The sequence below is a fragment of the Hydrogenophaga sp. genome (assembly GCF_030373245.1).
Classification (GTDB): domain Bacteria; phylum Pseudomonadota; class Gammaproteobacteria; order Burkholderiales; family Burkholderiaceae_C; genus Hydrogenophaga.
Map to the genome: position 1 here is coordinate 416305 of NZ_JAUCZF010000003.1, position 18502 is coordinate 434806.

18 protein-coding genes and 1 tRNA gene are annotated in these 18502 nt (G+C 63.0%); 9 read left to right on the forward strand and 10 right to left on the reverse strand.

The window, feature by feature from the left end; translation table 11 throughout:
• Positions 1–36 precede the first annotated feature (36 nt).
• From pxpB to QUV25_RS10020, 4 genes are all read left to right on the forward strand, one after another.
• A complete protein-coding gene (pxpB, locus tag QUV25_RS10005; RefSeq protein ID WP_300863511.1) occupies positions 37–810 on the forward strand; it encodes a 5-oxoprolinase subunit PxpB in 774 nt (257 codons plus the stop codon).
• The gene (locus tag QUV25_RS10010; protein WP_300863512.1) at positions 807–1871 is read left to right on the forward strand and encodes a biotin-dependent carboxyltransferase family protein; all 1065 of its coding nucleotides are present in this window, start codon (positions 807–809) and stop codon (positions 1869–1871) included. Before pxpB ends, QUV25_RS10010 begins: the two co-directional genes overlap by 4 nt.
• A gap of 24 nt (positions 1872–1895) precedes the next feature.
• Positions 1896–2681 (forward strand): LamB/YcsF family protein, encoded by a 786-nt coding sequence (locus tag QUV25_RS10015; RefSeq protein WP_300863513.1) that lies wholly within the window; start codon positions 1896–1898, stop codon positions 2679–2681.
• Positions 2682–2715: 34 nt separating this feature from the next.
• Positions 2716–2789, forward strand: a tRNA-Gly gene (locus QUV25_RS10020).
• Between the two features lie 294 nt (positions 2790–3083).
• Here the strand turns inward: QUV25_RS10020 and QUV25_RS10025 are convergent.
• The 3 genes from QUV25_RS10025 to QUV25_RS10035 form a co-directional block, all read right to left on the reverse strand.
• Positions 3084–3764 carry a pyridoxamine 5'-phosphate oxidase family protein gene (locus QUV25_RS10025; protein ID WP_300863514.1) on the reverse strand — a complete coding sequence of 227 codons (681 nt, stop codon included), beginning with the start codon at positions 3762–3764 and terminating at the stop codon, positions 3084–3086.
• 230 nt (positions 3765–3994) lie between these two features.
• A complete protein-coding gene (locus tag QUV25_RS10030) occupies positions 3995–4855 on the reverse strand; it encodes a fumarylacetoacetate hydrolase family protein (protein ID WP_300863515.1) in 861 nt (286 codons plus the stop codon).
• A complete protein-coding gene (locus QUV25_RS10035) occupies positions 4764–6080 on the reverse strand; it encodes an amidohydrolase family protein (RefSeq protein ID WP_300863517.1) in 1317 nt (438 codons plus the stop codon). The genes QUV25_RS10030 and QUV25_RS10035 overlap by 92 nt, the downstream gene beginning before the upstream one ends.
• 147 nt (positions 6081–6227) lie before the next feature.
• Between QUV25_RS10035 and QUV25_RS10040 the strand changes: the two genes are divergently transcribed.
• The 5 genes from QUV25_RS10040 to QUV25_RS10060 are packed head-to-tail and all read left to right on the forward strand — an operon-like array spanning position 6228 to position 10740.
• Positions 6228–7283, forward strand: a complete 1056-nt coding sequence (locus QUV25_RS10040) for an extracellular solute-binding protein (protein WP_300863519.1) — start codon at positions 6228–6230, stop codon at positions 7281–7283.
• A 10-nt stretch (positions 7284–7293) separates the two neighbouring features.
• Positions 7294–8361: an ABC transporter ATP-binding protein gene (locus QUV25_RS10045; RefSeq protein WP_300863521.1), complete on the forward strand. Its 1068-nt coding sequence runs from the start codon at positions 7294–7296 to the stop codon at positions 8359–8361.
• A complete protein-coding gene (locus QUV25_RS10050) occupies positions 8358–9200 on the forward strand; it encodes an ABC transporter permease (RefSeq protein ID WP_300863522.1) in 843 nt (280 codons plus the stop codon). Before QUV25_RS10045 ends, QUV25_RS10050 begins: the two co-directional genes overlap by 4 nt.
• Positions 9197–9994, forward strand: a complete 798-nt coding sequence (locus QUV25_RS10055; protein ID WP_300863524.1) for an ABC transporter permease — start codon at positions 9197–9199, stop codon at positions 9992–9994. The genes QUV25_RS10050 and QUV25_RS10055 overlap by 4 nt, the downstream gene beginning before the upstream one ends.
• 2 nt (positions 9995–9996) lie before the next feature.
• Positions 9997–10740, forward strand: a complete 744-nt coding sequence (locus QUV25_RS10060; RefSeq protein ID WP_300863525.1) for an aspartate/glutamate racemase family protein — start codon at positions 9997–9999, stop codon at positions 10738–10740.
• Here QUV25_RS10060 and QUV25_RS10065 read toward each other — a convergent pair whose 3' ends face one another.
• From QUV25_RS10065 to hydA, 7 genes are all read right to left on the reverse strand, one after another.
• A complete protein-coding gene (locus QUV25_RS10065; protein ID WP_300863526.1) occupies positions 10741–11640 on the reverse strand; it encodes a polysaccharide deacetylase family protein in 900 nt (299 codons plus the stop codon).
• The gene (locus tag QUV25_RS10070) at positions 11637–12305 is read right to left on the reverse strand and encodes an aspartate/glutamate racemase family protein (protein ID WP_300863528.1); all 669 of its coding nucleotides are present in this window, start codon (positions 12303–12305) and stop codon (positions 11637–11639) included. Before QUV25_RS10070 ends, QUV25_RS10065 begins: the two co-directional genes overlap by 4 nt.
• 159 nt (positions 12306–12464) lie before the next feature.
• Positions 12465–13886, reverse strand: a complete 1422-nt coding sequence (locus QUV25_RS10075; RefSeq protein ID WP_300863530.1) for an amidase — start codon at positions 13884–13886, stop codon at positions 12465–12467.
• Entirely contained in the window at positions 13883–15184 is a 1302-nt protein-coding gene (locus QUV25_RS10080; protein WP_300863531.1) for a TRAP transporter large permease, read from the reverse strand. The genes QUV25_RS10075 and QUV25_RS10080 overlap by 4 nt, the downstream gene beginning before the upstream one ends.
• Positions 15181–15765: a TRAP transporter small permease subunit gene (locus tag QUV25_RS10085; RefSeq protein WP_300863532.1), complete on the reverse strand. Its 585-nt coding sequence runs from the start codon at positions 15763–15765 to the stop codon at positions 15181–15183. The genes QUV25_RS10080 and QUV25_RS10085 overlap by 4 nt, the downstream gene beginning before the upstream one ends.
• Positions 15766–15772: 7 nt before the next feature.
• Entirely contained in the window at positions 15773–16828 is a 1056-nt protein-coding gene (locus tag QUV25_RS10090; RefSeq protein ID WP_300863533.1) for a TRAP transporter substrate-binding protein, read from the reverse strand.
• Positions 16829–16861: 33 nt separating this feature from the next.
• Entirely contained in the window at positions 16862–18283 is a 1422-nt protein-coding gene (gene hydA, locus QUV25_RS10095; RefSeq protein WP_300863535.1) for a dihydropyrimidinase, read from the reverse strand.
• Between the last annotated feature and the right edge of the window lie 219 nt (positions 18284–18502).

Here is an 18502-nt window from a genome sequence, read left to right on the forward strand (position 1 = left end):
TGTCCCTGCACACCGCCCCTCGCGCGCCAAAGCGCCATGAGCGTGCGGCTGCTCGACGCGGGCGACGCCGCGTTCACGGTGGAATTCGGCAACCGGATCGACGTCACCCTGCTGGCCGCGGTGCAGGCGCTGGACCAGGCCATCGCCCGTGCGCACCGCGCAGGCGAGCTGCCCGGCCTGATCGAAACCATGCCAACCTTCCGCTCGCTCACCGTGTTCTACGACCCGCTGATCACTGGTCGGCAGGCGCTGCTGAGCATGCTGAAGCCGATGCTCGCTGACGCCGAAGATCCCAGCGCACTGGTGCAAAGCCGCCGCTGGCGCCTGCCGGTCTGCTACGGCGGCGAGTCCGGCATGGACCTGGACACCATCGCTCAGACGATCGGCGCCACCCCCGACGAGGTGATCGCGCTGCACACCGGCACCGAGGTGTGCGTCTACATGCTGGGCTTTCTGCCGGGCTTCCCGTTCATGGGTGACGTGCACGAGCGACTGAAGCTGCCGCGGCGCACCGAGCCGCGCGTGCGTGTGCCCGCAGGCAGCGTGGCCATCGCGGGCGGTCTGACCGCGATCTACCCCTGGGAGAGCCCGGGCGGCTGGCACCTGCTGGGCCGCTGCCCGGTCCCGCTGTTCGACGCCAAGAGAGCCGAGGCGCCCTCGCTGCTGGCTGCCGGTGATCGGGTGCGCTTTGTGCCGGTGTCGCAAGCAGAGTGCCAGGACATCGAAGCCGCCTGCCAGTCCGGCGAAATCGACCCGACGCGCTGGTTGGCCAACGAACCGACCGATGCGGATGCGCGGGTAGGCGTATGACGGCCGCGGCGCGCATCGAAGTGCTGTCTCCAGGCGCCTACGCATCGGTGCAGGACGCAGGACGCCGAGGCTTGCGCCGAGTGGGTGTGCCCTGGGCAGGCGCGCTGGATTGGCGACTGATGCGCATCGCCAATGCCTTGGTGGGCAATGCCGAGGGCACGCCAGTGATCGAGTGCTTCGATGGCGGCTTGCAGCTGGCCGCGCGCGGCGGTCCGGTACGCGTCGCGGTGGCGGGCCACGCCGTGATTGAAACCGAGAGCGCGGGCGAGCGCCACGTACTGGGCGCTTGGCGCTCGCTGACCCTGGCCGATGGCGACCTGCTGCGCTTGCGGCGGCTGGAGCACGGCCGGGTGGCGGTGGTCGCCATCGAAGGCCTGGCCTTGCCCAACGTGCTGGGCAGTGCGTCGACCTATGCGCGCGCCGCGCTGGGCGGCATCGACGGCCGGGCACTCACCCCCGGCGTCTTCTTGCCCACCACCCAGGCAGCCGACCGCGCCGAAAGCATGTTGCCGGCACCTCCCGACGTGGACGCTGGACCGATCCGCATCGTCGCCGGGCCACAGGCCGACCATTTTTCCGAATCGGCCATGGCCAGCCTGGTCGATACTGCCTTTCGCGTCACCACCGAAGCCGACCGCATGGGCGTGCGACTGGAAGGTCCGCCGCTGCAACACCGGGGCGCGCGGGAAATCGTGTCCGACGCCACCGTGCCCGGCTCCATCCAGGTGCCGGGCAACGGTCAGCCCATCGTGTTGCTGGCCGATGCGCAAACCGCCGGTGGATACCCGAAAATCGCCACGGTGATCAGCACCGACCTGGCCCGCGTGGCGGCTGCGCGCCCCGGCGAAACCCTGCGTTTCCTGTTGGTTGACGCCGAGGCCGGTGAACGCATGGCCCGCGCCGCCGAGGCCGAGACCCGCGCACTGATCGCCAGCCTGCGGCCGCTCCTGCTCGGTGGCATCGACTTGGCAGCGATGTTCGAGGCCAACCTGGTGACCGGTTTCATTGACGCCCTCGGCGCCGAGTATCGCCCGCTGACCCACGCCGAACCTGCCCTGTAACGACCCTGCCAATCGGATACTGCGATGAAGATCAACCTCAACGCCGACCTCGGCGAATCCTTCGGCGCCTGGACCATGGGCGAAGACGAGGCCTTGCTGCAGGTGGTGAGCTCCGCCAACATCGCCTGCGGCTTTCATGCCGGCGACCCGCTGGTGATGCGCAACACCGTGCGCATCGCGCTGGCTGCCAACGTGGGCCTGGGCGCCCACCCAGCCTACCCCGACCTGCAAGGCTTTGGCCGCCGGCCGATGAAGATGGCGCCAGCCGAACTGGAGGCCGCGCTGATCTACCAGATCGGTGCTTTGGCCGGCATGGCGGCCGCCGAGGGCGGCAAACTGACCCACGTCAAGCCCCACGGCGCCCTGAACAACCAGGCCTGTGAAGACGCCACGCTGGCCGCCACCGTGGCGCGTGCGGTGCGTGCGATCGACCGCGAACTCATCCTGCTGGCGCCCGCGCGGTCCGAACTGATCACCGCCGGCCAACGTGCCGGCCTGGCTGTGGCCGCCGAGATCTTTGCCGACCGCGCCTACAACGATTCGGCCAACCTGGTGCCGCGCAGCCAGCCTGGTGCGGTGATCCACGACCCCGACGAAGTCGTCGCCCACGTCATGCGCATGCTCGATTCGGGCGCCATCGTGTCCCAGAGCGGCAAGCGGCTTCCCACGGTCATCCACAGCATCTGCGTGCACGGCGACACGCCGGGCGCGGTGGACAACGCGCGCCGCCTGCGCGGCGCCATCGCCACTGCAGGGCTGACGCTGGCTGGACTGCCCGAAGTGCTGCTGGAGGCCACCGCTCACGCGTGAAGGCAGGGTCTGATCGCGTAAAATCGCGCTCTTCGCGGGTGTAGTTCAATGGCAGAACGGCAGCTTCCCAAGCTTCATACGAGGGTTCGATTCCCTTCACCCGCTCCACATGAGTCGCCAAAGGCCGTCAAGGACATACACCTGACGGCCTTTTTCATTGGTAAATCAACATTTTTCCTGTCAGCGACGTACAAGAACAAACATTGACATACAGAGTGAAGCGGGGGAGCAATCGGGGGAACAGAACCCGCTCAACCCTGAGGCCGTGCCTGACCGAAATCGGCTCACGCCGATTGCCAACCACCATCGCAACCCCCCATCACCGCCTGTTTTTGACGGGTACTCGGGCACATTTGGACCGCGGCGCTGAGGATGGCACGAACGGGGCCGCGCCATTCTCATTCAATAAAAGCCAACGCGCCGTCCGTAGCGTTCCTCTCGCTCCCGGTCGAACGCCTCTGCGTCAAACCCTTCACCCTGAATTGCACGGCGAACTTGCCCACCCGTGGGCATTGTGGAAGGGTCAACAAAGTGCTTCGGATCCCAGAGATGTGAGCGCAGGAATGCCTTTGAGCACTGCGTGTAGGCCTCATCGATATCGACCAGCACACCCAGCGCTGGCGGCTTGCCCTCGACGGCGCAGGGAGCGAGCAACTCGGCGTCGACCGTTATCGTTGCGCGACCATTCACACGAAACGTTTCGGTCACGCCGGGCACAATGAAAAGCAGGCCGACATGCGGGTTCACCAGAATGTTCCTCAGGGAATCTGCGAGCCGATTGCCCGGGCGCTCGGGAACCAGCAAGGTGCGGTCGTCCAGAATGCGAACAAATCCGACAGGATCGCCCCGTGGGCTCAGGTCACAGTGGCCATGAAGGTCACTGGTGGCTACACAAAGGAACGGCGAGCGCTCAACGAACAATCGAGTCATCGGGTTCAGCCGATTGCTGATCTTGGCGCAAGTCAGCTCGGCTGGAGTCCCGATGAGCGCGCGCAGCTGCTCTTCGCTGTTGATGACCTTGGAGGTCAGGCGGTGTGCTGAATGAGCTGTCATGGTTTCGGTCGGCGGTCTTTTGATGGTCAAGTGCTCTGCGGTCTTGCCACAGAGGAAAAACGAAGAACTGCTGACTGCGCAGCTTCCACATCTCGAAAGGCCCACCACCAGCATGCGGGTGGCAGTTCGCCGGATTTTGGCACCCCGATTGTTCGCCCGCGAGACAATGACGAATCAGGACCATGCATAACTTCAGATGTCATTGCCTGGAGCGGGAAGATTCGTTCATTGGATTAGGCATACGCTGAACTGCCGCGGCGCTAGAAGCGCACGCTGACTTCGCCGATGCCATCGAACAACACACGCACTGAATCTCCAGGCTCAGCCATGAGCAGCCCGCACCAGGTGCCTGTGGTCACCACGGTCCCGGCTGGGATCAAATAGCCCTGGCTCACCGCGTGCCGTACCCAGGTCGTAAGTCCCCACGCTGGATCACCCAGGGCATGCGTTCCATGGAACGCTTGCACCCTCGATCCGATTTCGACCCGCCCACACTGCACCGCCCAGTCGCGCACCGCGTACGGGATCCATTCTCCGAGCACCAAAGCACCATGAGACTGCAGGTCTGCCAACTTGATCCGCGGAGCCGCCTTCATCCCAGCGCTCCAACGTGAATCGACCACTTCGATGGCCACGCACATGGCGTCCACCAAAGGCGACCGATCCATGGCCGCGCGCGCTGCGTCGATGGGTTCGCCGATGCGCAATGCGATTTCAGCCTCGATGCCTCGAAAATGAAAGGGCTCCCGACGCAGGTCGGCGGGGCTGACGTGAATGCCAGACGAAGGCAGTGGAGCATGGGTCAGCACCGCATCGCGGCTTGCGCCACCTGTCTTCCAATACCGAGGCGGGCCGTCCTTGAACCAGCCGAGCGCCTCGCCAACGGCTGCTTGCACGGCATAGGCGCTGGCCAAACTGGGCAGGGTCGAGGCAGGCTGTGACTTTCCGGTAAGACGCGCCGCCAACAGCAGGTTGGTGGTGCGGGAGACCGCGGGGACAGCGGATTTCATGGCACTGATTGTGAGCAAGTCAGACAGCTCGTGCCCGAGCCCACAGCCGATCAGCAACGGCCTGCGCGTCGCGCAATACGGCTTCCAGATCCAGCTGCGTCGGTCGGCCATCTGCCACCAGATGCTGGCCATCGCGAAACACATGGCGCACATTGGTGGCGCTTCCAGCGTGTACCAGGATGCCGCAGCCATCAACAACAGGCACAAGGTTTGGCGCCGCCGGATCCAGCATCACCAGATCGGCGCGATAACCGACCTCCAGACGACCCAGGTCAGACAAACCGAGTGCCAGCGCGCCACCCTCGGTGGCCCAGCCAAAAACGGTCGCTGCGTCCAACACAAATTCTTGCGCCCGTACCCTCGCCGCGACGATCGCCATGCGCATGGTCTCGAACATGTCCGCCGACTTGGTATCGGTGCAGAGCGTCACGCCCACACCAGCCTCCCGCATGGCCAAAACCGGTGCGGCTGCTCCGAAGGCAGCGTTGCCAATGGGGGCGTGGCACAAATGGATGTGTGCACTGCCAGCGCGCGCAATGTCGACTTGGTCCATGTAGATGCCGTGCGCTGCAAACAATCCCGGGTTCAACAGCCCGACCTCGTCCAGCAGCTCCACTGGGCTCATGCCCTCGCGGGCTCGCACCTGTTCGACCTCCAGGCGAGACTGCGTCAAGTGTGTATGGACAGGTCGCTTGTCGGCGTCAGCCAGGTGAGAAACCTCGTTCAGCAGGCCGCGCGAGCACGTATCGGGCGCATGTGGCGCATGCACAGCGCGAATGCGGCCCCCGTCGGCACCGTCCCATCGCGCGATCAGGTCGAGGCTATCGCGAAGCGTGCTTTCACCCAGGGCCTTATCGGTTTCGAAACGCCCTTCGGCCAGCGCGGCAGAGTCGGCATCCATGACCCGTCCGCCGATAAAGGCTCGCAGTCCAGTCTCCATCGCGGCGCGGGCGAGCGCATCTGGCGCACGGTAGTAGTCGACCACGGTTGTGCAACCCGCCATCAGCAGTTCCGTTTGACCCAGCCGGGCCAAAAGAAAAGTCTCCTCGTTCGACAGCCAGTGCCCCTGGGGGATCCCTGGCGTGTAGGCCGGAGCAAATCCCAGGTCCTCGACCATGCCTCGCACGATCATCAGCGGCGTGTGATTGTGCGTGTTGACAAAGCCCGGCAGGCACAGCGCGCCGCGGCCACTCAGGGTTCGCTCCGCTGGTACGGCCATCTCCCGCGGCCCGATCCAGGCGATACGCCCAGATTCGATTCGCAGCGCCGCATGGCGGCGTATCGGCTGCCCTGGACTCACCAAGTGAACATCATCGATCAGCAATGCTTCGGTCATCGCAGACTCCTTTGTGGGGCATCACGCACCATGCGAGGGCAAAAAACAGGACGTGAGGTCCTTGGATTGCAGGCACGCATTTTGCGTACCAGACTGTCGACAGTCATTGTCAACAGTCTTCTTCAACTGCATCCTGAGGGCCTCAACATGCCAAGCACCACTCAACTTGCCAGCGCTGCTCGCCGGCGTTTCATCCGCAACACAGGGACACTTGCTGCAGCCTCTCTGGCGGCTCCAGGGCTGCTGCGCGCCGCCACCAACGAGATCGTGATCGGTTGCGCCGGCAGCCACACCAGCTGGATGGAGAAGCTGGTGGCGCCACACATGAAGGCCAAGATCGGTGCCTCGATCCTGATCGAAGGCACCAAATCCAGTGTCAACCTGGAAAAGATGTCATCGAACAAAAGCAAGCCATACCTGTCGGTGGTTCAGATGGACGACCCTGTGATGATCCAGGCAGTCGGCGAGGGTCTCCTTGCACCCATCACCAAGACCGACGTCCCGAATGTGGCCAAACTGCGAGCTGGCGCCGTGCACATGGATGGCATGTGGGCCAACTACGTACAGCCATGGGCTGGTGTGGCTTACAACAGCAAGGCGCTCAAAGGCGTCAGCAGCTGGGCAGACCTGTGGGCGCCGGCCGCCAAGGGCAAGATCATCATTCCTTCGCTACAAAACACCGAGGGCATGTGGACGCTGTTCATGGCCGCTCACCTGGGCACGGGCATGCCACTTGCCAAGGCTCAGTACGAAATCGATGCCGCATTCGACAAGCTCAAGGGCCTCAAGGGACAGGTGCTCAACGTCTATTCGGTGATGTCGCAGTCGTTCAATCTGCTCGAGCAGGGCGAGATCTCGATGCTTGCTGGCAACTTCAGCAGCTACACGCTGCCGCGCAAGGTCGCCGGCGCACCGGTGGACCTGGCGGCGCCCAAGGAGGGCATCTTCGCGATGCCCTCGGGCATCTGCCTGGTCAAAGGCGGGCCGAATCCCGGACTGGCCAAAGCCTATGTCAACGAAATGCTCGGTGCAGAACTGCAGGCCAAGATCGCCGAGTTCTCTTCGTCGCTACCCGCTAACACCGAGGTGGCAGCCACGGCATCCACCCCCAAGGGCGTGGAGATCTTTTCGCCTGACTGGGCATTCGTCGCCAAGAACCGCAAGGAGTGGATCACCCGCTTTGACAAGCTGATGGCGGCCTGAGCGCGCTTCCATGGCTCACCTGCAGGTCAATGGCGTCATCAAACGCTTCGGGAATCAAACGGTAGTCGACGGACTGGACTTTGCTGTCGAGCGTGGCGAGTTGGTGTCCTTGCTCGGCCCTTCGGGCTGTGGCAAGACCACCCTGCTCCGAATGATCGCGGGGTTGGTGCACGCTGACGGGGGCCGCATCGCCCTCGCCGGGCGAGAACTGGCCGAAGTGCCAGCCCATCGTCGAAACGTGTCCGTGGTGTTCCAGAGCTACGCGTTGTTCCCGCATCTGAGCGTGCGCGAGAACGTGGCTTTCGGGCTTCGAGCGCGCGGTGTGGCGGCATCGGAGGCAGCCACGCGAGTCGAAGACGTGCTGGCCTTGGTTCGCATGCAGGCGTTCGCAGACGGTCCTGTGACGCAGCTGTCTGGTGGACAGCAACAACGCGTTGCAGTCGCACGAGCGCTGGTTGTACAGCCCGACTTGTTGTTGCTGGATGAACCCTTCTCGGCGCTGGATCGCAAGCTCCGGGAAACCATGCAGATTGAACTCAAGGCGCTGCTCAAGTCGCGTGGAATGACCGCCGTTTTCGTCACCCACGACCAGGACGAAGCCCTGACGGTTTCTGACCGCATCGCCGTGATGAATGCGGGGCGCATCGAACAATTCGCTGACCCTGGCACCCTTTACGCGAAGCCCGCCACTGCGTTTGCCCTGGACTTCGTTGGTCTCTCGACTCGACTCACCGGTCAAGTGACACAGCTCGCAGATGGGTACATCACGATCTCAACAGCGACAGGGGAACTGCGAGCCAATGCAAAATTCTCGCGAGGCTCGAAGGTCTTGCTGGGCGTACGGCCTGAGCGCATCCGGCTCGGTGCCGGGGGAGCTGAAGACAACACGCTGCAGGCTCCGGTGACCGACGTGGTGCCGCTCGGGGCACGCACCCATCTGTACTTTCAGGCGGCCGACGGTGATCGCTTGCTGTGCGAACTCCCCGGCACGGCCGACACCAGTGAGACCCAGCCTGGTGACAGGGTCACGCTGCACTGGCCAGTGTCAGACACGCTGGTCTACCCCGCCTCGGTATGACAGCGATTCGTCGCATTGACGGCTTTGCCTGGCTGGCAGCACCTGCACTGGTGTACCTGGGTTTGCTGTATGCGATTCCCCTGGCGCTGCTGCTTTTCAAGAGCCTCAGCTCAGCAGGCTCCTTTCCATCCTTTGCCGGTTATGCGGAGTTCTTTGGCGATGAGTTCCACTTGAACATTCTGTGGCGCACGTTGCGCGTGGCGCTGCTCGTCACTGGACTGTCGCTGTTGCTGGCGTATCCCACCGCCTTCGTGTTGGCGCGGGCGCGTGGTGCACTGCAAACCGTCATTCTGGTCGCGATGGTGCTACCACTGGCGGTGGGGGTGGTGGTCAAGACCTTTGCCTGGTCTATTCTGTTCCGCAGTGACGGGCTGTTGAACAAGATGCTGACCGGGCTGGGGATTGCCGACGAGCCGGTTCGCATGTTGTTCACGGAGACCGCGCTCGTGATTGCTGCAGCCAACATCTTCCTGCCCTTCATGGTGCTCCCCATTTACGCTGTTGTGAGACAGCTCGACCCTCGCCTGGTCGAGGCTTCCGCCACCCTAGGCGCCACACCACTGCACGGCTTCTTTCGCGTGGTCGTTCCATTGACACTGCCCGGCGTGGTGGCTGGCACCGCCTTTGTGTTCTCGATGGCTGTATCGATGTATGTGATTCCGAGTCTGATTGTTGGCGAGCGCAGCCAGACCCTGGCCATGCTCATCGCCCGTTCGTACCTCTTCTTGCGTGACGAGCAACTCGGTTCCTCGATGTCGGCCATTCTTCTGCTGATCGCGGTTGCAGTGGTGCTCGGTAGCAGCGCGCTGATACGCCGTCTGGGTGGAGGACGCACATGACCGCGGTCGAAAGGGCGGCTCGTTTCGCCAGCTGGATTGTTGCGGGCGCAGTGGTGATATTCCTGCTGGGGCCGCTGATCGTGACGGTGGTGGTGTCCTTCACTTCCTCCTCGATCTATACCCTGCCGCCGCCGGAATGGTCGCTTCGCTGGTACACCTCGCTGTCGCAGAAATCGGGGCTTGCGGAGGCGGTTTGGCTGTCGGTGCAAATTGCGCTGCTATCCACTGCGCTGGCGTTGGTGCTGGGGACGATGGCTGCCATCGCTGTGGTGCGTGGCCGCTTTGCCGGACGAGAGGCGATCGCCACCTTCGCGGTCAGCCCTTTGATGATGCCTGGCCTGGTGGTCGGCGTTGCACTGCTTCAGGCCTTTCGCGGTGTCGGCTTTCGTGACGCCTGGACGAGCCTGATCCTCGCGCACGTGATCATCACGCTGCCGTTCGTGGTGCGCACGCTGCTGGCGGCGCTTGAACGCTTTGACTTCACCTTGCTAGACGCAGCACGCACGCTGGGTCTGAGCTACCCCCAGGCGGTGCTGAAGGTGCTGGCGCCAGGACTGGCGCCAGCCTTTTTGACATCGGGTCTCTTCGCCTTCCTGGCATCGATGGACAACTACCCGATTTCCATCTTTCTCACGGACGCACGCAACAAGACACTGCCGATCAAGATGCTGCAGTATCTGGAGGAGCAGCCTGATCCCACGCTGGCCGCCATCTCTACCGGGCTGATCGTGCTGGCTCTGATCGTTCTGGCCGTGGGCTCACGCAGCGTCGGCCTGAACCGCATGGTGCATTGAGCATGAGATTGATGCTGCTCAACCCCAACATGACCGTGGGCATGACCGAGTCCATGGCGCACGTGGCCAAAGGAGTGCTGAGCCCCGGGAGTACCCTGCTGCCCTTCACAGCTGAATCGGGGTTTCCCTACATCTCATCGCGGGCCGAAGCGCAGGTGGCCGGCGCCATTGTCCTTGACATGATTGCGCAACACCGCAACAAGGTGGATGCCGTGGTCATCGCCGCTTTCGGCGACCCTGGCCTGCTGGCTGCACGCGAGCTGTTTGATCTGCCGGTGGTCGGGATGGCTGAGGCGGCCATGGTCAGCGCCCTGCTCATGGGTCAGCGCTTTTCATTTGTCACCTTCTCCCGTCACATGCAGCCCTGGTACGAGCAGTCGGTCGCCCAAGCCGGATTGCAGAGCCGGTTTGCGGGGGTCCGCACGCCCGAGGTGGGCTTCCAGTCGGTTGCGACGGTGCAGGAGGAGCTGTTTGATGTGCTGCGCGTGCTCGTCCAGAAAGCGGTGGTCGAGGATGGCGCCGACGTCGTGATCCTGGGCGGTGCGCCATTGGCTGGCCTGGCGCAACGCTACACAGACGCGCCCGCTGCCCTGGTGGACCCCATCAGCGCGGCGGTGACGCAGGCTGAAGCCATGTTTCGACTCGAACCACGCGGCGCACACGCTGGGAGTTTCGCGAGGCCACCGGCCAAGCAAAGCGTCGGCCAGCCGATCGCACTGTCTGCACGCTTCAACCACACCGACTGATCAAGCAGGCGGCACCTCTCGCAGCCAATGGTGCGCAATGGCATCGCGTCGCGCGAACCACACGCCTTCTCCGCCTGATTGACGCATGTGTTTCAGTGCAGTCTGCAGTCCACCAATGCGGGCAGCACGACCGATGATGCGCAGATGCAGACCGATGGAAAGCATCTTGGCGCCGTGAGCTGATTCATGCAGCAGCCAGTCGAACGCGTCAATCAGGTAGTCGGCGAAGTCTCCCCCACGCACAAAGCTCTGGGTGCCGAAGAAACGCATGTCGTTGGTGTCGAACGCATAGGGAAGAACCAGATGGGGACGGCCTGCCACCGGCAGGTAATAGGGCAGGTCATCGTTGTAGGCATCGCTGTCGTACAAGAAGCCCCCATGTTCGACCAGCAATCGTCGCGTATTGACCGACGCGCTGCTTTTGGTGTGCCAGCCCACAGGCGCAACGCCAGCCACGCGAGTGATCTCGGCATGTGCCCGGGCGATCAGAGAGCGTTCGTACGCCTCGTCCATGCCCGCATGAGACTCCCAACGCCAACCGTGCGAACAGATTTCATGACCCTGTGCCACCGCGTGCTGTGCGAGCCAGGGAACACCAATCAATGATCGGGCGCAGGCATTCAGCGTCATCGGCACACCGGATTCAGCCACGACGCTGGCGATGCGCCCATAGCCCACGCGTGTGCCGTACTCAAAGTGAGAGGCCAAACAAAGGTCGGGCGCACCCAGCACAGCCTGGGTCACCTCGTGAACCGATTCGTTGCCTTCGTCGCCATCGGCCAGCGACAGTTCAGCGCCCTCCTCGACATTGAGTACCAGAGACACAGCCAGCCCGGCCCCACCAGGCCAGCGCACTGAGGGAGGATTCAAGCCATAGCCAAGAAAGTCGCGATGGTTCATGTTCTGCAGCGAAGCAAGGTGCGAGCCTGCATCACGGCGCAGGCCATTCCGTCGAATACCGGTACAGCCCGTCGAGCCGATAGCGCAGGCGCATAGCCACACAACACAGCGCCGGCAAGGACGAGCGCCTCGGCGCCTGCTGCCTGCAAGCGGGCGCTGGCAGCGTCCAGTGCTGCCAGCACAGCTTTGTCAACACCGGCGGTGGCCGGCAGGAAGGCTGCTGGCGCCTCAGGCGCCTCAATGCCGACCACCCTGCCGGCAAGCCCAATTTGGACCATGCGCTGCTGGTAGAGCGGCACCATTGCAGGGCCCAGCGTCAAAACGCCAACACTGCGCACGCGCAGGCAGGCGCTCATCAGCGCGGCCTCGGTCATGCCGACCACCGGTCGTCCAGGAAGGCGATGTCGCAGGTGTTCGACGGCACCGTCGAGCGAGATACCCAGCAGCACAGCGTCAACCTCGGCGCCATGCGCATCACAGAGCAACTCGGCATGGTGATCGGCCATGGCCAGCGTCGCGGCGTCGCGCACAACGGCGGGTTCTCCGGTAGCGTTGACGGCTGAGAGCGTCTCACCACTTTCCAGCGCGGCCCGCGCAGAGGCGGCAAGGCGGGTCGTGATGTGAGATGAGCTGTTCGGATTGATCAGCAGGTATCGGTAAGTCATGCTCGATGGTGTCTGTCTGACACTCGCGTCACCGTGGGCAGCAGCCCCAGAACGGACAGTGGGCCGTCGGTACAGCGCTGACGCTGCTGTTGCCTCAACATCTGCCTAGCGGATTTCATGGACTCCTCGCTTCCGCGGGCCGATGCGTTGACCGGATCATCATGCACGCCCCACCCCGGTTGGCTCGGGAAGCAGAGAGGGCCAAGTCCAGGGTGAACCGCCTTGTGTTTCGAACGCCTCACCCAGCGCCAACAGCGCAGCATCGCTACCAAACGGTCCGATCAGCTGCAATCCAATGGGCAGGCCGCCGGCGGGCTCTACCGGCACATTGAGCGCAGGCAGGCCAGCCGCATTGACCCAACCTGTGAAGATGGCGTGTCCACGCGTACCAACTGCATGGCCTGCAATGATTGGAGGGTGTGTCTCTTCTGCGAGCCAAGGCATCGCCGCCGAGCTGGGCATGGCGATCAGGTCGACTCCCTCAAAGAGGTGGGCCGCATCACGCCGAAGTTGTTCCGCCGTTTCCATGGTTTGCCACAGCATCGTGGCAGGCCATGCAGCACCTTGACTGGCCATTTCCAGGTAGCGCTCTCCCGCACCCTCCCGCCATCGCGGGTATTTCGCCAGCAGCCATGCCAGACCGATCTGTCCGATGTGGGGCCAGGTGGCGATCAGTGTCTTCAGAACCAGTGGCAGTGCACCCGCAGAGACGGAATGACCCAAGGCTTCAAGCCGCCGTGCGCCAACTTCGCAGGCTGCGGCGATGGCGGGGTCCACCGGCGATTCGCCCAGGGTCGCCACGTACAGCACCCGCAACCGCTTGGGCATTTCGCGCGCAGCACCCAAGGCCGCAAAAGAACCAGGATCGGCCGCATGTGGACCAGCCACCACCTCAAAGAGGCGCTGAAGGTCAACCATGCGTCGTGCGATCGGGCCCACCACCTCGAAATCCAGCAAGAGGGGCGGTAGGTTGTCCTCCCGCGCAATGGCACCGATCGAGGGCTTGAAGCCAACGAGCCCGGTATAGCCCGCTGGTCGTCGCGTACTGCCTCCGCCGTCAGTACCCAGCGCCAGCGGCACCATACCTGCCGCGACTGCAGCCACGGAGCCGCCGCTGCTGCCGCCCGGCGTCAGCCGGGGGTTCCACGGGTTGCGCGTGGTGCCAAACAGTGTGTTGTGCGTGTACCCCTCCAGCGTGAATTCGGGGACATTGGTCTTGCCAACGATCACCAATCCGGCGGTACGCGCGCGTGCCACGGCGAGTTCGTCCTGCGCCGCCAGGTACTTATGCCCTGCAATGCTGCCCCATGTGGTGGGTAAGTCGCTGGTGGGTAGGTTGTCCTTGATTCCGATCGGCACGCCATCCAGCGGCGACAGCGGTGCCGAGCGGGCATATCGCTCAGTACTGGCCTGTGCGTCGGCCAATGCGCCATCGGTTCGCATGGCAACGAAGGCGTTGAGTGCAGGGTTCACCGTCTCGATGCGCGCCAGACATGCTTGCAGCGCCTGCAGCGGCGTGAGCGTGCCAGCCTGAAAGGCGGCGACCATCTCGGTCGCGCCGAGTTGCCAAGGCGCAGTCATCCCGCTTTCATCTGGGCCGGCAACCAGGTGGCAATTCCAGGCACCGCAATGAGCAGCAGGGTGAAAGCCAGCATGATCAGCACGTAGGGCACCGCCCCCCACATGGCGTCGCTGATACTGCCTTTGTCAGGACGGATGCCGTGCACCACAAAAAGGTTCATGCCCACCGGCGGTGTGATCAGGCCCAGCTCGCACATCAGTACGATGAAGATGCCAAACCAAACTGGGTCGACGCCCATGTGGCTCACGATGGGGAAGGTGATCGGGATCGTCGCCACCATCATCGACAGCACATCCATGAACATACCCAGAATGAAATAGAACACCATCAGCACCAGAAGCATTTCCACCAGAGACAGGCCGAACGAAGTGACCCACTGCGTCATGACATCAGCGATTCCGGTCAGACTGATCGTCAGATTGAGCACGAAAGCGGTGGTGATGATGAGCAGGATCATGCCGCTGGTTTTGGCGGTCTGCACGAAGCAGTGCTGCAGCAGTGCCCAGCGAAGCCGACCGCTGCGCCAGGCAAAGAATATCGAAACCATCACGCCCAGTGCGGCGGATTCGGTGGTGGTAGCAATTCCGCCGTACAGGCTGCCCATCACAACGAGAAACACAACCGCCGGGGGCACGAGATCCTTGAGCAATCGCAGGCGCAATGCCAGCGATACCGCGTCCTCACGCTGAGCGCTGCCGGTCAACAACGAATAGGCGGCAATGAAGATCATGAAACAGCCTGTGAGCAGCAGCCCGGGGATGATGCCGGCTATGAACAGCTGCCCAATCGAAGTGTCTGTGATCGATCCATAAACGATCATGTTGACCGAAGGCGGTATCAGAATGCCCAGCGTTCCACCCGCGGCGATCGAACCCAGTGACAGATGCATCGGGTAACCACGCTGGTGCAGTGATGGCAGCGCAACGGTACCAATGGTGGCTGCCGTAGCCACCGAAGAGCCCGATGTGGCAGCAAACAGCGCGCTGCAGCCTACACCCGTGTGCAACAGACCGCCTGGCAACCGACCCAGCCACGCGGCCAGCGCCCCGAACATGCGGTCGGCAATGCCGCTGCGCAGCAGCAGCTCACCCATCAGAACGAACATCGGAATGGCCGTGAGCAGGCTGTCGTTGTGCACACCCCATACCACCGGGGCGATGGAGTTCATGAATGGCAGGCCGTAAGCAAACATCCCGCCGAGAATTCCCACCGCAGCCATCGCCACCGCGATCGGTAACCCCACCAGCATCAACGCCAGCATGACGCCAAAGCCTGCCAGCACATACTCAACGCTCATGGCACGATCTCCTGCCGTGCGGCATCTCGGGCGCGTATGTCGTCCAGTTCTTCGTCCACCTCATCCTTGGTCGATCGGGGTCCGTAATCGCGATCGAGCAGTTGGAAGCGGCCACGCAGCAACAGTCTGGTCGCCTGCAGCGCGCTGCCAAGTGCAATGGCAGCAAAGATGATCAAACCGATCAACCACACCGTCTGAGGGATGACCAAAGGTGTGGCCCAGGGTGTCTGGGCCACGCTCTTGTAGGCCCGCGTATCCTGGATGACGAACCATGCCAGATAGGCCATCAGCAGCGCCAGCGCGGCCAAGCTGACGGCCGACAGCCAGTTCAGTCCCCCCTGCAACCAAACAGGCAGTCGATCGTGGATGACATCAACCCGAATGTGGGTGCGACCCAGCAGCGCGATGCTGAAGCCCAAGGTCGCGCCCACGGCAAGCGCGTAGCCGCCAAGTTCATCGGCGCCCTGCAACGAGACGTTGAACAGCTTGCGAGCCACCGTTTCCACAGTGACCACCACCGCCAAGCCAAGGAACACAAGGCCGAAGGCCGTGCCGAGCAGCTGTTCAAGGCGCGCTTTCATCGCCGGGTCACTGCACGCCGATGGCCTTGCCGACCGTCTGCTTCCAGGTGTCGGAACAGCCCGGGTTGGACTTGTCGCAGATTTCGGCCCAGGTCGGCAGCGAAACCTTGCTGACGGCGTTGCGCACGGTGGCAATGTCTGTCGGAGTCACCGGCACATTGGTGAGGTTGAACTTCTTGCCCGTGGTGCAGGGCTCCTTGCCGGTGTTGCAGTTCAGAGAGTCCTGTGTCAGCTCCTCGCTGTACACCCAGATGTCGTCAACAAGGGTCTTGAAGGCTGCGGCCATCTTGCCCTGCTGCTCGGGCGTGAGCCTGTTCCATGCCTTCAAAGAGATCGCATAGCCATTGAATGCCATCTGGAAGCCCAGTGGATACTGGTGTGTCGTCACCTCAGGCCAGTTGGACGAATTGGCAGAGCTCGGGCCCGTGACCGCGCAATCGACGACTCCAAGCGACAAGGCCTGATGCACCTCGACGAAGCTCAACGGTACGGGCGTGCCGCCCACCGACTCAATGAACTTGGCAAGATTCTGGTCGTACACGCGCACCTTCAGACCCTTGAGGTCGGCCAGCTGCGTAATCGGTTTCTTGCAGAAAAGAATCTGTGGACCGAACGGCCATGCGCCCAGCAACTTGATCTGGAACTGTCCCTGAAGCCGCTTGTCGAGGGTGTCAAGCCAGGCGTCATAGACCTTGCGCGCGGTGCCGTAGTTGGGTGCAGCCCCCACCAGGTCCAGGCCCAGCAGCGTCGGCTCGTCGCGAGAGTTCTGCGACACCCGAAGCGAAACGATGTCGAACAGTCCCGCCTTCATGATGCGCAGCTGCTCAGTGTCTTTCAAGCCAAGCTGGTCGTTGGACTTGTAGTCGGCGTCGATCGGAAGGCCGGTGCGCTTGGCAAACTCGTCGAAGAACGGCTTTTCCTTGTTCGCTTGCACCTTCCCGGTGGCAGCAGGCTGCCCGATCACCTTGTAGGTGATTCGGTCCTGTGCGCTGACGGAAAAAGCCAAGCTGGAAGTGACAGCCAATGCGGCCAGAGTGCGGAGCCAGGGAGCGGCGTGGTTCATGGGATTCTCCTAGTGGTGTGTGACTGACGGGATTCAGCGCAGCCGAGGCCGCAGCGTGGGTGGACCGCAGCGCAGGAACTGGCCCTGGCCTTGGCGGGGAAAGAACTCGTGACCGTCCCAGACCACCTGGCCCGAGGCGAGCGTGACTGCAGGCCATGCGCGCAGCGTCATACCGGCGTAGGGGGTGTAGTCCACGTTGTGGTGCAGCAGCTTGTTGTCGACGACGAATTCGCCTTCGTCCCAAATCACGAGGTCGGCGTCGGAACCTGGCGCGATGGTGCCCTTGCGCGGATGAAGTCCATAGGCCTTGGCCGGATTCGTTGCCGTGAGTTCGACAAACTTCTCCAAAGTGATCCGGCCACCGAGTACACCTTCTGAATACAGCAGCGGCAAGCGCGTCTCCAGGCCAGGAATGCCATTCGGGATGTGGCGAAACGGCACCTCTTGCCCGCCCGGGCGCTTGCCCTCGGGCGCATCAAAACGAAACGGCGCGTGGTCTGACGAAATCAGTGTGAACAGCCCATCGGCCAAGCCATCCCAAATCACCTGCTGATTGGCCTTGTCGCGGGGTGGCGGACTGCATACACACCGCGCACCCTTGTAGCTGTCATCAATACCGAGGTCTTCAGCGGTCAGGAAGAGGTACTGCGGACAGGTCTCCGCAAAGATTTGCAGGCCGTGGCTGCGCGCCCAACGGATCTGCTCGACGGCCTCTCGACCGGACACGTGCACGATCAGGATCGGCACGTCCACCAGTTGGGACAGCGCAATCGCACGGTGCGTGGCTTCACGCTCGACCAGCATCGGACGGGCGTGCGCATGCCAGCGCGGTGCCGTTCGCCCAGCCGCCTCCAGCCGGCGGGTCAGCCACTCGATCGCATCGGCATTTTCCGCATGAACCATCGCCATCGCGCCATGCTCGCGGGCCACCGCCAGCACGTCCAGAACCTGCGCATCGTTGAGCTTGAGCGCGTCGTAGGTCATGTAAAGCTTGAACGAGGTGTAGCCCTCTGCAATCAGCGCCGGCAGTTCCTGAGTGAGCACCTCCGGAGTCGGGTCACTCACGATCAGGTGAAAGGCATAGTCCACATGCGCCTGGCCATCGGCGCGTCGATGGTAGTCATCCACGGCCGCGCGCAGCGACTCGCCCTTTTGCTGAGCAGCGAAGGGAATCACGGTGGTCGTACCGCCGCAGGCTGCAGAGCGCGTGCCACTTTCGAAGCCGTCAGCCATGCGCACCGGCGGATCCATGGGCTGGTCGAGGTGGCAATGAGCGTCTACACCTCCCGGAGTGACCACTCGGCCCGCAGCATCCATCTCTACCTTGCCTGACGCCAAGCCCCGGCCCAGAACCGCAATCTTTCCATTGGTGATGCCGATGTCTGAAACAAACACATCGCTCGCGGTCGCCACCCGGGCGTTGCGCACGACGACATCGAACGCTGGCGTGCTCATCGCTTCCACCGAAACGCACCAGCGGAAGGCACTTTGCGCGCCGCGGCCTCAAGAACGCACAAGTCTGGTGCGCGAACACCCTTCGAACCGGGAATGCACTGGCGCAGAAGCTGCTTGGATTTCATGACAGCCAAGTACGCAAAATGCGTGCCCGACATTATTGTTGATCCAATTGCCAACAATAATGTGGACAACATGCGTGGCGACCACAGCGTCTCG